The sequence below is a fragment of the Clostridium manihotivorum genome, assembly GCF_004015185.1.
Taxonomy (GTDB): Bacteria; Bacillota; Clostridia; order Clostridiales; family Clostridiaceae; genus Clostridium_AR; species Clostridium_AR manihotivorum.
In genome coordinates this window covers 1,289,293-1,305,202 of record NZ_CP025746.1, presented here as the reverse complement: position 1 = coordinate 1,305,202, position 15,910 = coordinate 1,289,293, and the positions used below count along the sequence as shown (strand labels likewise).

Below are 15,910 nucleotides of genomic sequence, written 5' to 3'. Positions count from 1 at the left end.
AATTTCTTACTAAGAATTCAATTCTTTTTTCCATTGTATTTTATGAATCACTTTATCCTTAATGGTTGATTACTAAGAAGCAAGAATGTTATATATAAATATACTTCTTCCATTCTTAGCCTCAGAATAAAACCTTCCACCAATTTCAGAACCCAGAGGAGATTTGAAAATTGACTTCGGATTGAAGTGCTACATCTTTAGATGTATCACTTCATAATAAAACTTATATTTTCAAATTTCCTCTCAGAACCCAGAGGAGATTTGAAAATTGACTTCAGATTGAAGTGCTACATCTTTAAAGCAGCTCTAAAGGGGCAAAGCTTAACAGTAAGGTTTTTATGCCTTGGCTGTCAAAAGCAATAGTAAGCTTAAGATCATCACCTTCAGTAACGGTCTTTATTATAGTACCAATTCCGAACTTCGGATGCTTTATCTTTCTTCCCATAGTAGCTTCATTCTTTGTAAGGATTCCGCCAGAAGTACTATCTAAAGTCTCCTTTAATTTTCTTGCAGCATCAAGCATCGTTTCTTTCTGAGGCTTTTGATTTGCACCATATCCTGAACCGTAACCACTTCTTAGGCTATGAGGATTTCTATTGCCTTCTCCACTTCCATAGCCTTGGCTTGCAAACATAGAACTTCTTGTAGAAAGTCCAGAACTTGTATTTCCCTTTACGAAATTCTTCAATTCTTTAGGTATTTCAGCTATAAAGTCTGATTGAGGATACGCAACAGTTCTTCCAAAGACCTTTCTTACCTCTGCTGAGGTCATATATAATACATTTCTGGCTCTAGTTATACCAACATAGCATAGTCTTCTTGACTCTTCCATCTCACTTTCCGAATCAAAGGAAGCTGTTCCTGGGAATATACCATTTTCCATACCTACCATAAATACTACTGGGAACTCTAACCCCTTAGCTGAATGCACAGTCATCATAACTACAGTATCAGCTTCTTCATCCATGTTATCTACATCTTGAACTAAGGCAACCTTCTCTAAGAAGGCTCCTAAGGATTTATCCTCCTCATTGCTCTTTTCAAAATCAACTGCAGCAGAAACTAGTTCCTTTAAGTTTTCAACTCTGCTTTGATCTTCAGGTTCCTTGGAATCTTTTAGTTCCTTCATATATCCGCTTTTATCTAATATATACTCTATAAGTGTGGAAACCGGCATTTGCTCTGCCATATCCATAAAATCTTCAGATAGTTCTGTGAATCTCTTTATAGAAGCTATATTTCTAGCTGATAAGCTTGATATATTTTCACAGTCTAGTAAGCAGCTATAAAGACCATCATCAAACTCATTTGCAAATTCCATAACCTTAGCTACAGTAGCATCACCTATATTTCTCTTAGGTACATTTATTATTCTTCTAAGACTTATAGAATCCGCTGGGTTATTTATGACCTTAAGATATGCCATTATATCCTTTATTTCTTTTCTATCATAGAACTTTAGTCCACCGATTATCCTATATGGAATATCCCTCTTTATAAAGCAATCTTCAAATATACGAGACTGAGCATTTGTTCTATAAAGTATAGCAAAGTCCTTATAAGATAAATCCTTCTCCTCCATAAACTTCTTTATTTCTGAAGCTATAAACTGAGCTTCATCATTGTCAGAAAAAGCTCTATATATTCTTATCTTTTCTCCATGCTCTGCTTCAGTTCTAAGCACCTTAGACTTTCTATTGCTGTTAAATTTAATCACATTATTTGCTGCATCTAATATATTAGCTTTAGATCTATAGTTTTGCTCAAGCTTTACAACTTTAGCACCTGGATAATCTTTTTCAAAGTCTAATATATTTCTTATATCCGCACCTCTCCAAGCATATATACACTGGTCGTCATCTCCAACCACGCAGATATTCTTATGCTTTAAAGCCAATAACTTCACAAATTCATACTGACATCTATTAGTATCCTGATACTCGTCTATCATTATGTATTTAAATTTGTTTTGATAAAAATCAAGCACTTCTGGATTGTTCTGAAACAACTCAACGGTCTTAAATATCAAATCGTCAAAATCTAAGGCGTTATTTTCTTTCAGTCTTTTTTGATACATTACATATAAATCCGCAATTTTATTTCCTCGGAAATCACTCTCATATTGTCTTTTATATTGTGCTGGAGTGATTAGATTATCTTTTGCTTTTCCTATCTTGGATATGACTTCTTGTTCAGTTATATCCTTATCATTTATGTTAAGTTGCTTAATGCACTCTTTTACCAAAGCCTTCTGATCATAGCTGTCGTATATAGTAAAATCCTTCTTGTATCCAAGTTTCTCAATTTCTCTTCTTAATATCTTAACGCAAGAAGAATGGAAGGTTGAAATCCACATACTATCAGCTTTATCACCTATCAAGGATCTAACTCTGTCTCTCATCTCCTGAGCTGCCTTATTTGTAAAAGTTATGGCCAAAATATTGTATGGCTGTATGGCCCTCTCTTGCAACATATACGCTATTCTATATGTCAATACTCTTGTTTTTCCTGATCCAGCACCTGCAAGTATGAGAAGCTGACCATCTACAGTAGTAGCAGCCTCATACTGCTCCTTATTCAAAAGACTTTTTAAATCCATATAATCACTCCTTAAATATGAAAAACTACTTTTGCCTTCTCTGACTATACTCAAAGAACTTCTAGTAGACTATCTATGTTTTTTACTCTTCAGCTTATAGTATATTAACTTGCTAATTACAACGAAATATCTTTCCTAAAGAGTAAAAAGAGGAATGTTATTCCTCTTTTTATTATAGTCAAGTATATATATATTATATCATAATTATTATAGCTGTTGATATATAAAGATGCATATGTTCAATAAGATGTCCACTTTCCAAAACGCTATGATTTCTCAGTGTATAATTTGAAAATATTTATTTTTAATCATTATTAAGCATGAGATTTTAACAAGAGAATTTTACATAGAAATAATGTGTAGACCTGAAAAAATTACGAAATAAAAACCTTCGTTTTTATCAATTTAAGATTTTTTTCTTTCATTAAATAGAATTATCTAATAAACATAAATGAATTTCATATAAATTAATAATTTTATTACAAAATTTACCTCAAAATAATATGTGAATAATTTGCAAATTTAATACGTTTTCTTTTCACTTTTTTATATTTGAGGTCCAATTATATCACAATTCTTACTGCATAATTTTCAATATGTTAAATGATAAAATTATCTAAAAATAAAAAAGTCACTGAAGCGACCTTCTTCAGTGAGCTTTTTTTGCGCATCTGCCTTTCCGAATGTATATGAGGAAAATCTGGCAGGCGAATATAATTTATTTTTTACTGTTTACCCTAAATAGCTATTCTAAAGCATTGATATTACTAGGTTTTGACAATAAAAAATTATAGTTTTCTAAAAATAAAAAAACGCAACCCTTGGGGCTAGGTTGCGCTTCAGCAATAAGCAATAAATAAAAAGGGGGCTATTTATTCCTTTTATTTATCCTTGCAGAATTATTATATATAATTGCATTTTAAAATGCAAGCCTATTTTGAAAAAAATATTGTAAATAATATATTACTATGAATGAAAAAATTTCATATTTCAGTTATTTATTAAAACATTTAGTTCTTCTTCTGTAAGCTCTCTATATTCGCCTTCCTCTAAAGTTTCATCTAGTGGAAGATTGCCAAACTTTATTCTTCTTAAGTATACTACCTTTTTTCCTACTGCTTCAAACATCCTCTTTACTTGATGATACTTTCCTTCCTGCACTGTTACAAGCACCTTAGACCCTTCATCTGTAGCTTCCTCTATCTCAAGCTTAGCACTCATACACTTATAGCCATCATCAAGTTCTATACCTTCTTTAAATCTCTCTATATCTTTTTCATCTACCGCTTTGTCTATTTCTGCATAGTAAACCTTGTCAACATGCCACTTGGGTGATATTAACTTGTGGTTTAGTTCACCATCATTAGTTATAAGAAGTAAGCCTACTGTATCCTTATCCAGTCTTCCCACAGGAAATGGATTAAATACCTGATGTTCTGGATATAGAAGATCTATAACAGTTTCGTCTTTACTATCAAAGGTAGCAGATATTACTCCATCAGGTTTGTTCATCATTAAATATATGTACTTTCTGTAAGTTAATTCTTCACCATTTACCACTATCTTTGATTTTTCTGGATCTAACTGCATCCCATTATCCTTAACAACCTTTTCATCTACTATAACTGCTCCAGCCTTAACTAAGGCTTTTATTTCTTTCCTAGAACCATATCCTAAATTTGAAAGGATTTTATCAAGTCTCTCCAAAATAACACTCCTCTACTTTTTCATTAGAACTAATTTGATATTTTATCTATACTTATTAACTACTTAAAAGGACTGCACAAAAAGTACAGTCCTTTTATTATACACCATTTCTAAAATAATTCATTACTTTATTAACATAACTCACAGTTTCACTAGGCATCTTATAGATTTGATTTGGTGAACTCACGCCTCTTCTCTGCATAGTTCCAGGACCGCCATTATATGCTGCTAATGCCATTTCGGTATTTCCGTTGTATTTATCTAAGTATCCTTTTAGAAGTTTTGTCCCACCGTTAATATTTTGTTCTATATTAAATGGATCAGTAATACCTAGATTTCTAAAGTTTTCAGGCATTATCTGCATTATTCCTGAAGCCCCAACACCTGAAACTGAATAGGGATTGAAGCCAGACTCCTGTTTAATAATAGCTCTTATTAAATCTTCATTTATCCCATATCTTTGAGATGCAGCAGTTACAGCATTATTAATTCTCTCCATGTTACTGCCACTTACATTAGCTCCCTTAGAAGTAAACTTTAACACCGCATTAGAATAAGGTTTTATATTATTTAAATCAACTGTATTGGAACCATCATAATCCCCAGGTACATCCATTCCAAGCTTGCTTAAATCTGTTCCTGCCGAAACCTTTTGATCCACAGAAGCCCCACTACTATCAGATGCTCCTCCAGTTAAGGCACTTAATATATTGCTACTGCTATTATCTTCTGTTATATTCTTCATTAAACTTTCCATAACTAAATCAAAGGCTTGAGAATCACCCATGGCTTGCTTCATATAGGAAGAAAGCATCTGTACTCCTAACATCTGTTCAGTCTTATCTATTTTCATAAATTCACATCCTAAAGCTTATTATAAATATTTTAATACTTTCTATTATACTATTTTAAAGAAACCTGTTGAAATTAAATAATCAGTCATCCGATGCTTTAATGAACACTTAATTTCGATAATATTATTAAAGATAACCTTCTATGTAAACTTCCATTAGATAACATAGCCTATATTAATTATCGCCATAGTTATTTTATCACTTTAGAGGTTATTTTGCATATTTACTATATTATTTATCATTAATTTTCTATATATACTTTTTCTAAAGATAAAAGTACTCTCAATAATATAATAATTAACTGATAAAGATTTTTATTTCATTATTATTGCTTAATTAAAGAGACTATTTTCAGTGAGCTATTTTGAGCAGCTGGCTTTGCTGAGGATATGAAAAATCCAGTATAGCAATTAGTTCTATTCCTACAGCCCCCAATGACCTATTGTTAATTTTCCCTATCACTGGGTTTAAGTAATAAAGAGTCTTATGATTGCATATACATAAAAAAAGGTCTTCCACTGTTAGTTAAAGCTAATAGTGGAAAACCTTTTTACAAACATTATTCTACTTTAAACTCAAATATATCATAATCCTCATAAGCACATTTTCTATAATAGCTTTTTGCTAGTACAAGCATTCTATAGGTTCCTTGTACAAAAGGCATTAAGGTATAATAGCTTTTTCTTGAGTATTTTTGGACAAGCATCCAGTTTCCCTTTTCCATGATATAGAACTCGTAGCACACTTCCTTGCCACCGCAGCTTTCCACATTGAAGGTTATATCATCACTGATCTTAAAGGAAGTTTTGTTGCACAATATCTTTGTTCCAGTAACTGGAGGTGCTTCATTTACAAAAATGCTAATGGACTTTTTACAGTCAAAGCCCTCTTTGCATTTTTTATTTTTTGAATACATTTCAACAACATATTTTCCCGCTCTTTTAGGCTTAAAGGTAAACTTCTTACTGCCAATATAATCTGTTTCTTCAACAATATGCCCATCTATAAGTATTTCATATTTTATAAGTACATCCTTTGTATTCTGACTAATAACTTCAAGTTCTACCTCATCCTCTACTAAGTAGTACTCCTTTGATGGTAGCAGTACATAGTCTATATTTCCTTCAATATATTCCTTAACATTAAAATAAACAAACTGATGACTATCATAATCTTTTTCAGAGTACTTGTCCTTAACCTTTAACTCAACTTCATATTCTCCTGGAGTTTCCGGTATAAAGTTAACCCAATTTACATTGCCATAGCTTACTCTTTCTTTTTCCTTCTTATCCTTATATACTACAAAGCTATATTTCAGATCTATTCCACCTTCTGCTATAACTTTTATATTTATAGGATCATTTATTAAGTAATTGCTATTTTTAGCCAACAACACATCTGTTATTTTTACAGCCTTTTGTCTTTTTTTCTCTATAAGGAACTCTATGCTTTTCTTCTCCTCATATTCGCCTTGAAAGGATTCATCTCTTACAAACATAGTAATTGAGTATTGCCCCTCATATTTTGGTTCCCATAGAAAACTGCTTGTCCTTATATATCCAGAATCTTCGCCGTAGTTTCCATCTATCTTAAATCTATATAAAAGTTCCTTACCACCTTCTACTACTCCTCTTAAAAGTATCTTAGTTCCTTCGGCCTGAGGCGAATTAAGATCTGTGGTAAAAGTCTTTATATTAATAGGATAGTATGGCTTAACCTCATAAACCATTATTGCTCTATCATCATATTCTCTTTCTGAATACATATCCCTGGCTAAACACAGTATCTTGTAGCTTCCAGGTTGTTTTTCATTAAATCCAACCATTCTTCTAGAGGAATAATCTTGTACGCAAATAGTTTTACCATCAGGATTTATCTTTAAAAACTTATATAAAGTAGTTCTAGTATCATCTTGTCTTGTATATACTTGAAATATAAGCTCCTCATCTACAAGTAAATCCTTAGTTAAGCATTTGAAATCTATTATTTCTGGCCTCTCTATATCCTTAACTGTAAAGGTTATGGTCTTAAAGTCATCGAAATTATCTTTAGACTCTGGGGTCTTACACTCTACCAATATATCGTGTTTGCCTACCTCAGTAGCTGTAAAGGATAATACATTCTCTGTAGAATAGTCTTTTATAAGTTCCCAGCCATCTTTACCACTAATCCAGTACTTATACATAGATGGCACCCTACTAGTTTCAACTTGAATGGTTATCTTCTTTCCTATTTCAATCTCTTGATTTTCTATATACACATCTTTAATCAAATTTTCTTCTTTTTCACCAATGAAATAATCTCCTCTTATGATAAAATCATAAGGTTTCTTAGAGTTATCTCTCTTTACTTGTACCATTATAAAGTACTTTCCATCTTTCTCCGGCTTCCATGTACAGCTACTTTCTTTAGAAAAATCCTTTATGTCACTCCATATTCCATCTATACCTACTAAAAATTTAAAACTACAACCATCTCCAGAATAATTTCCTACACTTATGTTTATTTCGGTATCTTTCTCTTGAGGACTATTCTTGTCAAACAATAGAACTAACTCTTCCATATACTCTCAGCACCTCTTGTTCATTATTTTCACACTTTGGTATAAAAATATTGTTATATAATTGATAACTCAATTAGTAATCTACCCTAATATAGATAATTATATTATACTTTCCATTAAATGTAAAATAATCATTAGAATTTATTATTTTCATAACCACGAAAACAATTAAAATTTCATATTATATCTCCCTTTATTTTCATTTCTTAGACAAAGCTTAAGCACTTTAAAATTGAGTATATATTTTTCATATAAGAGTACATAATACTTTTATCTAAATTGTATTTCTACTTATGAAAGGGGGACAAAAAATTATGAAGGATCCTATAAAAAAAGAAATAGATCCAGATTCGAACAATACCTTTAATAATACTTATGGAAGCATTATTAACAGTGCAAATGGTATTGGCATAGGTATAATCGATTCTGATTCTAATTTAAACAGTTTAAAACCAAATTCTCACTCTGACATTAATACTCCTAAAAAATATACTCCAGGAGACTAAAAAATTATTGAAGTAACCTATTTTACATAGAAAAAACTCTTACTTTTTATGATAAGACATATGGTATAAAATAACAAGTTAAAGATTCTGAAATTTTAGTTTATAATAATCGAGTAGGAGCTGAATAATTATTTTATTCAGCGTCCTCTCACACCACCGTGCGTACCGGTCTGGTACACGGCGGTTCTTTAAGTTGAATGAATTTTAATATATTGACGCGTTAGGCTTTTTAAGCCTAAGTCCGAGAAGAATTTATTTGTAAGAGTTGTGTTTAAAATTGCACTATTTGCTACTCGCCAGTATCCTTTGCGGGTATTGGCAAACTTTATAGCTTGGTAGTGTTCAAGTCCCAGCTTCTTAAGGTTTTTATATCTAGTTCTAACTTTCTTCCACTGTTTCCATATACACATTCTTAATCTTTTCCTTATCCAAATATCTAAGTGCTCCACTATTCCTTTGCATTTGGCTATTCCATAATAGTTAATCCACCCAACATTAATTAGGTTAAGTTTTCCTACCCTTTGTTCCAAAGTCATCGGTTTTGACCTAGATAGTATCTCTTTAATTTTATCTTTATATCGATTTAATGATTGCTTTGATATAGATGCATATGCTTTTCCATACATTAGGTTCAGTGTGAATCCTAGGAATTTTCTTCTCCAAGGTCTGTCTACTGCACTTTTCTCTCTGTTTACTTTAAGTTTGAGTTTACGTTCAATAAATGCAGTTATGTTCTCCATAACTCTTTTACCTGCTCTCTCACTCTTAACATAGATATTACAGTCGTCCGCATAGCGACAGAATTTATGACCTCTCATTTCTAACTCTTTATCTAGTTCATCTAGCATTATGTTAGATAAGAGTGGACTCAACGGTCCTCCTTGAGGAGTTCCTTCTTCATTTCTGACCACTACACCATTTATCATTATTCCTGACTGAAGGTATTTCCTTATTAGTGATAATACTCTCTTATCCTTAATGCTTCTTGATAATTTATACATTAATATATCATGGTTGACCTTATCAAAGAATTTCTCTAAGTCCATATCAACAACCCACCTATAGCCTTCATTGATATACTGCTCTGCTTTCTTAATTGCATCTTTAGCTCCTCTTTGAGGGCGGAAACCAAAGCTACTTTCAGAAAATCTTCTATCATAAATACTATTTAATTCTTGAGCAATAGCTTGTTGGATAAGTCTATCCAAAACTGTAGGTATACCTAAGAGTCTAGTTCCACCATTAGGTTTTGGTATTTCTACTCTTCTAACTGGCATTGGTCTATACTCACCATTAAGAATATTCTCTCTAATAGATATCCAGTTTGTTTTCAGAAATTGTTTAAGTTCATAAACTGGCATTCCGTCCACGCCGTGGCTACCTTTATTAGATATTACTCTTTTAAGAGCCAAGTTCATATTATCCTTGGATAATATCCTTTCTAGTGAGCCATATTCAAATCCACTGATTTTCTCCTTTGGAGTTGCCGAGAATTCTCTATGCACTCTTTGCTTATCTTCGAGTTCCACTCTATCTTGGGCACTAGAGCCTAAATATTTAGTTTTCTGCAATCTTTGAGTATTCTTCGAAACTTTCAAACTTGAAAACCTCCTTAAAGTTCAGTCCTTCATCCGCTATCGCGATTAGCGGAGTTACTATGACTTCTGCTGACTTCTGATAGTTCAGTTACATATCGCTATGTAGGTTATCGCCCTAGAAATTCATCTTTGTAAGCGATGTATCTATCAGACCTCCCCAGGTAAGAACAACAACCTTCATCTCATATATCTGCTACATTTACTCCTAGAAATTCGGATAGTGTTGGACTTCGTTTTGTTTTGCAAACTCGTCCGTTCCTAGTAAGCCTTATATGTAGTTCGTATCCCTCAGACCGAGACTTTGCCTTAGGCTTCCTTCAGATTCCACCTCACGATGGACACCCTTGCCCTTAGCTAGTGGTTCCCACTACCAAGCCCACAGCGGACTTTCACCGCCAAGTTGTTGCCCATGCTGGGCACACAAAAAAGGCTTGTAAGATTTATTCAAATCTTTCCAAGCCTTTTTCTATTAATCTTTTTAATGAGTTATATAGTTTTAAATCATCTTCTTCTGTTCTTTTTTTGTGGGTACCAGTTCTTCCACCACTTCTTCTTACTTTTTGGGATATATGTCTTTCAAAAAGCAATCTATCTATATTTTTATCATCATAAACGCTTCCCTTCGGATTAAGTGCGTAGCAACCTCTACCTAGTACCATTGCTGCAACTCCATAGTCTTGAGTTATAATTATATCACCTTTCACAGCGTTGTTTATTATGTACATATCAACACTTTGAAAACCACTCTCCACTATTACAACCTTACTATAATCTGAAGTTATATAATGATGCATATCGCAATATATAACAACCTCTATATCATATTCTTTTGCTGCTTTTTCTATATATGCTTTTCCTGGACATCCATCACCATCAACTATTATCTTCATAGAAATTCTCCTTAATATCAATATAAGTATACCCTTATGATATATTTAAAAGCATTGTTGAAATTAATTCTTTGCGTAAGCATAAGCTGATTAACCAATTAATCTCAACACAAAAATTTAAAATAGCCATAACTTAAAGTTACAACATCTTATCACTAAATAACACTGAAGTGGCATTATTCCTATAAATTCTTATATTCTTATCTTGTTATATTGTTATATTGTTATATTGTTATGTTTTTTTATTCTTATAAATATAAATTTATAAAAATATAAGAAGTTATACTTTTCTGTCTCTCCAAATATATACGCATAAAATCTAAAAGGCCAATAGGGTTTCTTTTTTACTGTATATACTAACAAACTATTTTATAACCTTCATGTGGACTGTTAGATAGTAAAAAACTCAGCATAATTATGCTGAGTTTTTATTTAAATAAATATTATAGTCTACCTTCTAGTTCTTCTTTTAAGCTTTCAAATCCAGGTTTGCCAAGTAAAGCAAACATATTTTTCTTATATGCTTCAACTCCTGGTTGATCAAATGGATTTATTCCTAATAAGTATCCGCTTATTGCGCAAGCCTTTTCAAAGAAGTATACCATTTGTCCAAAGTAGTATGGTGTAACTTCTGGAACATTAACAACAACGTTTGGAACTCCACCATCATTGTGTGCTAAAACAGTTCCTTGGAAAGCCTTCTTATTAACAAAATCCATAGTCTTTCCTGCTACGAAGTTTAATCCGTCTAAATTGTCTTCAGTAGCTTCTATTGTTATTTCTTTTTTAGCCTTTTCTATGCTTATAACTGTTTCAAATATGTTTCTTCTTCCATCTTGGATATATTGACCCATTGAGTGAAGATCAGTAGAGAAATCAACTGCTGCTGGGAATATTCCCTTGTTATCTTTTCCTTCTGATTCTCCGTATAATTGCTTCCACCATTCATTAAAGTAATGAACTGAAGGTTCGTAGTTTACTAGTATTTCTGTAGTCTTTCCTTTATTGTAAAGGGCATTTCTTACAGCTGCATACTTATAAGCATCATTTTCAGCTAATGAAGCCTTTGAGTAAGTTTCTCTTGCATCAGCTGCTCCTTGCATCATTTCATCTATACTAATACCAGCTGCTGCTATTGGAAGAAGACCAACTGCTGTTAATACTGAGAATCTACCACCAACATCGTCTGGAATAACAAATGTTTCATAGCCTTCAGCATCAGCTAGTGACTTTAATGCACCTCTGCTCTTGTCAGTAGTTGCAAATATTCTGTTCTTAGCTTCATCTTTTCCATACTTCTTTTCCATGTAATCCTTGAAGATTCTGAATGCGATTGCAGGCTCTGTTGTAGTACCTGATTTTGATATAACATTTACGCTTATATCTAAGCCCTCGATAGCTTCAAGTAAATCTGCCATATATGTTGAACTTATATTATTTCCTACATAGAATATAGCTGGAGTCTTTCTCTTACCCTTTGGCAATGCATTATAGAAGTTGTTAGTTAACATTTCTATTGCAGCTCTTGCTCCAAGATAAGAACCACCAATACCTATAACTATAAGTGCATCTGAATCTGATTGTATCTTTTCAGCTGCCTTCTTTATTCTTGCAAATTCATCTTTATCATAGTTTACAGGAAGATCAACCCATCCTAAGAAATCTGAACCTGCTCCACTTTTGTTTTGTATCTTGTTATGAGCTGAAACAACCATATCCTCCATATAGCCAACTTCGTGCTCATTTAAGTAAGGTGCAACCTTTGATAAATCTAAAGTTAATCCCTTTTTCATATTACTACCTCCAAAATTTTAAGACTAATAGTATATTATATATTTATATATTATAAGCAAATTGTGAAATATTATTGTAAGGCTTATCTAAGCCAAACTCTCGTAATAAATAACATTATAAGGGTAAATAAAATTATTGCTATTATTAGCATTGGTAATATTATTATGTACTGGGCAATAATTATTGCTAGAAGATCTTTAAAAGTAGGTTTTTCTTGCTCTTTCATCTCTTTTAAGAATTTCTCTTCTTCACTTAACTCTTGTTCTTCTCTTTTTCCAAACTTGAACAATAACTTCACCTCTTATTAATTTATCATTTTGTATTATACCACAATAAAGTAGTACAAGAAATCTTTTCTATAACTTTTTTAGGGTATGTTTTAGAATATTGTATGAATTTAAACTAATACGTCAATTTATTTCATAGCACTATCATATAAACAGCAAAAGTCTAAGCTTTCGCCTAGACTTTTAGTAATTCCTAATCTACTAAGTGACATGCAACCCAGTGTTCATTACCAACATTTTTATATATTGGTGCTTGTTTCGAACACTTCTCCATAGCGTATGGACATCTTGTATGGAACTTACATCCTGATGGTGGGTTTGCTGGAGATGGGATATCACCTTTCAATAATATTCTATCTCTCTTTAAAGTTGGATCTGGAACAGGAACTGCTGATAAAAGCGCCTTTGTATAAGGATGTAATGGATTGTCATATAGTTCCTTCTTAGGAGCTAATTCCACCATGCTTCCTAGATACATAACTCCAACTCTATGTGATATATGCTTAACAACACTTAAATCATGAGATATAAACAAGTAAGAGAAACCTCTCTCTTGTTGTAAATCTGTCATAAGGTTTATTATCTGTGACTGTATTGAAACGTCAAGTGCAGAAACTGGTTCATCTGCAACAATAAAACTTGGATTCAATATAAGTGCTCTAGCTATACCTATTCTTTGTCTTTGTCCACCAGAGAATTCATGTGGATATCTCTTCATATGGTATGCTGCAAGACCACTTCTTTCAAGAGTCTCAGCAACTAAGTCTGCAATCTCATCCTTTTTAGCTATACCGTGATCTAATAGAGATTCACCAACTAATTCTCCTACAGAAAGTCTTGGATTAAGAGAACTATAAGGATCTTGGAATATCATCTGCATCTTTGGTCTTATAGCTCTTAAGTCCTTTTTACTTAATTCAAATATGTCTTGACCTTCAAATATTACTTTACCTTCAGATCTCTCTAAAAGTCTTAATATAGTTCTACCTGTAGTTGATTTACCACAACCGGACTCACCAACTAGTCCTAAAGTTTCTCCCTTTTTAAGTTCAAAAGAAACATCATCAACAGCTTTAACATTGCCAACTGTTTTTTGAAATACTCCAGCTTTGATAGGGAAATACTTCTTAAGATTTTCTACTTTTAATATTGTATTATCTTCCATATTATTTTCCCTCCTCATAAAGCCAGCATGAAACCTTATGTGTAGGATTTACATTTATCAATGTTGGTTGAGCATCCTTACACTTATTCATACATCTATCACATCTTGAATTAAAATAGCAATTGTCAGGCATTCCAATAGGGTTAGGAACCTGTCCTGGTATTGAATAAAGTCTATCTCCAGTTTCTTCAGTCAATAATGGTTTAGACTTCAATAATCCTTGCGTATATGGATGAAGTGGATTTTTAAATAGCTCTTCTACTGGAGCCTCTTCTATAACCTTACCAGCATACATAACTACAACATAGTCAGCCATTTCAGCAACAACACCAAGGTCATGAGTTATAAGCATTATTGATGTATTTAATTTCTTCTTTATATCTCTCATAAGATCAAGAATCTGTGCCTGTATTGTAACATCAAGTGCTGTAGTAGGTTCGTCAGCTATAAGAAGCTTAGGATTACAGCTTACAGCCATAGCTATCATAACTCTTTGTCTCATACCACCAGAAAGTTCGTGAGGATATGATTTCATTATTTCTTCAGCTCTAGGAATTCCAGTTATCTTTAGAACTTCTATAGCTTTTTCTGCAGCTTCTTGTTTTGATAGTTTCTGGTGAAGTATTATTGCTTCACATAATTGATCACCAATCTTAAAAACTGGATTAAGAGATGTCATAGGTTCCTGGAATATTACTGAAACCTCATTTCCTCTCATATGTCTTAACTCTTCATCAGAGAATTTTAATATATCTTTACCATTAAATAATATTTCTCCACCAACTATTTTTCCTGGAGGGTTTGGTATAAGCTTCATAAGTGACATGGCAGTAACAGACTTACCACAACCAGATTCACCAACGACGCATACTGTTTGCCCTTCTCTTATGTTAAAGCTGACATCATTAACAGCTTTAACTATACCACCACCGGTGTAGAAATAAGTTTTTAAATTTTTAAATTCAACTAAATTTTTAGCCATTTTCTTGTCCTCCTACACCTTAAGCTTAGGATCTAATGCATCTCTTAGACCGTCACCTAATAAGTTAATTGCCATAACTGTTAAGAATATTGCTATTCCAGGTGGCATCCAAAGCCATGGTTGAAATTGAAGTGCATAAGAATCTTGTGCCGCTTGTATCATATTTCCCCATGTAGGTGTTGGTGGTGTTACTCCAAGACCTAAAAAGCTTAGTGCAGACTCTGTCAGTATTGCACTACCAATTCCTAGTGTTGCTGTAACAATTATAGAAGCTAGAGTGTTTGGAAGTAAGTGTACAAACATCTTTCTTCTATCTCTTAAGCCTAAAGCTTCCGCCGCTTGCATAAACTCTTGTTCTCTCAGAGACAATATTTGACCTCTTACGAGACGGGCAAGACTTGGCCAACTTAATACACCTATTACTAGCATAACGACGTAAATCTTGTACTTAGGATCTATTCCCATATCCATCATTACTGCTCCAAGTAGTATTAGAAGAGGTAAGAATGGGAAACACATTAATATATCTACAATTCTCATTATTATTGTGTCGATTATTCCACCATAGTAACCAGCTATTATACCAAGTGAAGCACCTATTATAACTTCAATTGTAACTGCCACTATACCAACTGCAAGTGATATTCTTCCACCATACATAAGTCTTGCTAAAACGTCTCTTCCAAGTGTATCTGTACCTAGTGGATGTTGCATTGAAGGATCAGCTTGAACATTAAGAAGGTCTGACTTTTCCCATAAAGCTACTTTGTCTCCTCCTCTTATAAGTTCATCTATCCATGGGCCTATAACAGAGAAAATAATCAATGCTATTAATATATATAAACCAACCATTGCAAGTTTATTTTTCCTCAGATTCTTCCAAGCTAAACTCCAAGGGCTTTCGATTTTTTCTTTTTTATTTACTGTATCATTTACTTTAGCTTCCTTTTTAAGCATCTATTCCA

At 32.7% G+C, this 15,910-nt stretch carries 12 protein-coding genes; 1 reads left to right on the top strand and 11 read right to left on the bottom strand.

Annotation, left to right across the window (positions count from 1 at the left end; genetic code table 11):
- Window positions 1–295 precede the first annotated feature (295 nt).
- From pcrA to C1I91_RS05705, 4 genes are all read right to left on the bottom strand, one after another.
- A complete protein-coding gene (gene pcrA, locus C1I91_RS05720) occupies window positions 296–2,599 on the bottom strand; it encodes a DNA helicase PcrA (RefSeq protein WP_128211951.1) in 2,304 nt (767 codons plus the stop codon).
- A gap of 990 nt (window positions 2,600–3,589) precedes the next feature.
- A complete protein-coding gene (locus C1I91_RS05715; RefSeq protein WP_128211949.1) occupies window positions 3,590–4,306 on the bottom strand; it encodes a pseudouridine synthase in 717 nt (238 codons plus the stop codon).
- Window positions 4,307–4,403: 97 nt separating this feature from the next.
- Complete coding sequence (locus tag C1I91_RS05710) at window positions 4,404–5,159, bottom strand: lytic transglycosylase domain-containing protein (RefSeq protein WP_128211947.1); 756 nt, start codon at window positions 5,157–5,159, stop codon at window positions 4,404–4,406.
- Window positions 5,160–5,719: 560 nt separating this feature from the next.
- Window positions 5,720–7,723: a triple tyrosine motif-containing protein gene (locus C1I91_RS05705; RefSeq protein ID WP_128211945.1), complete on the bottom strand. Its 2,004-nt coding sequence runs from the start codon at window positions 7,721–7,723 to the stop codon at window positions 5,720–5,722.
- A 314-nt stretch (window positions 7,724–8,037) separates the two neighbouring features.
- Between C1I91_RS05705 and C1I91_RS05700 the strand changes: the two genes are divergently transcribed.
- The gene (locus C1I91_RS05700) at window positions 8,038–8,229 is read left to right on the top strand and encodes a hypothetical protein (protein WP_128211943.1); all 192 of its coding nucleotides are present in this window, start codon (window positions 8,038–8,040) and stop codon (window positions 8,227–8,229) included.
- Between the two features lie 188 nt (window positions 8,230–8,417).
- Here the strand turns inward: C1I91_RS05700 and ltrA are convergent, their stop codons facing one another.
- The 7 genes from ltrA to opp4C all read right to left on the bottom strand — a co-directional run bounded on the left by ltrA (window position 8,418) and on the right by opp4C (window position 15,902).
- Window positions 8,418–9,827 carry a group II intron reverse transcriptase/maturase gene (gene ltrA / locus C1I91_RS05695; RefSeq protein ID WP_205694243.1) on the bottom strand — a complete coding sequence of 470 codons (1,410 nt, stop codon included), beginning with the start codon at window positions 9,825–9,827 and terminating at the stop codon, window positions 8,418–8,420.
- A 440-nt stretch (window positions 9,828–10,267) separates the two neighbouring features.
- Window positions 10,268–10,717: a YaiI/YqxD family protein gene (locus C1I91_RS05685; RefSeq protein ID WP_128211941.1), complete on the bottom strand. Its 450-nt coding sequence runs from the start codon at window positions 10,715–10,717 to the stop codon at window positions 10,268–10,270.
- Between the two features lie 443 nt (window positions 10,718–11,160).
- Window positions 11,161–12,510, bottom strand: a complete 1,350-nt coding sequence (locus C1I91_RS05680) for a glucose-6-phosphate isomerase (RefSeq protein ID WP_128211939.1) — start codon at window positions 12,508–12,510, stop codon at window positions 11,161–11,163.
- Window positions 12,511–12,593: 83 nt separating this feature from the next.
- Window positions 12,594–12,800 carry a hypothetical protein gene (locus tag C1I91_RS05675; protein WP_128211937.1) on the bottom strand — a complete coding sequence of 69 codons (207 nt, stop codon included), beginning with the start codon at window positions 12,798–12,800 and terminating at the stop codon, window positions 12,594–12,596.
- Window positions 12,801–12,991: 191 nt separating this feature from the next.
- A complete protein-coding gene (locus tag C1I91_RS05670; protein WP_128211935.1) occupies window positions 12,992–13,963 on the bottom strand; it encodes an ABC transporter ATP-binding protein in 972 nt (323 codons plus the stop codon).
- A gap of 1 nt (window position 13,964) precedes the next feature.
- A complete protein-coding gene (locus C1I91_RS05665) occupies window positions 13,965–14,945 on the bottom strand; it encodes an ABC transporter ATP-binding protein (RefSeq protein WP_128211933.1) in 981 nt (326 codons plus the stop codon).
- Window positions 14,946–14,957: 12 nt separating this feature from the next.
- Entirely contained in the window at window positions 14,958–15,902 is a 945-nt protein-coding gene (opp4C, locus tag C1I91_RS05660) for an oligopeptide ABC transporter permease (RefSeq protein WP_128211931.1), read from the bottom strand.
- Window positions 15,903–15,910: the final 8 nt, after the last annotated feature.

Bases quoted from the DNA above. Each gene is read 5' to 3' on its own strand.
- pcrA (WP_128211951.1), bottom strand. From the start codon at position 2,599: ATGGATTTAAAAAGTCTTTTGAATAAGGAGCAGTATGAGGCTGCTACT.
- C1I91_RS05710 (WP_128211947.1), bottom strand. From the start codon at position 5,159: ATGAAAATAGATAAGACTGAACAGATGTTAGGAGTACAGATGCTTTCT.
- C1I91_RS05705 (WP_128211945.1), bottom strand. From the start codon at position 7,723: ATGGAAGAGTTAGTTCTATTGTTTGACAAGAATAGTCCTCAAGAGAAA.
- C1I91_RS05700 (WP_128211943.1), top strand. From the start codon at position 8,038: ATGAAGGATCCTATAAAAAAAGAAATAGATCCAGATTCGAACAATACC.
- C1I91_RS05685 (WP_128211941.1), bottom strand. From the start codon at position 10,717: ATGAAGATAATAGTTGATGGTGATGGATGTCCAGGAAAAGCATATATA.
- C1I91_RS05680 (WP_128211939.1), bottom strand. From the start codon at position 12,510: ATGAAAAAGGGATTAACTTTAGATTTATCAAAGGTTGCACCTTACTTA.
- C1I91_RS05670 (WP_128211935.1), bottom strand. From the start codon at position 13,963: ATGGAAGATAATACAATATTAAAAGTAGAAAATCTTAAGAAGTATTTC.
- C1I91_RS05665 (WP_128211933.1), bottom strand. From the start codon at position 14,945: ATGGCTAAAAATTTAGTTGAATTTAAAAATTTAAAAACTTATTTCTAC.
- opp4C (WP_128211931.1), bottom strand. From the start codon at position 15,902: ATGCTTAAAAAGGAAGCTAAAGTAAATGATACAGTAAATAAAAAAGAA.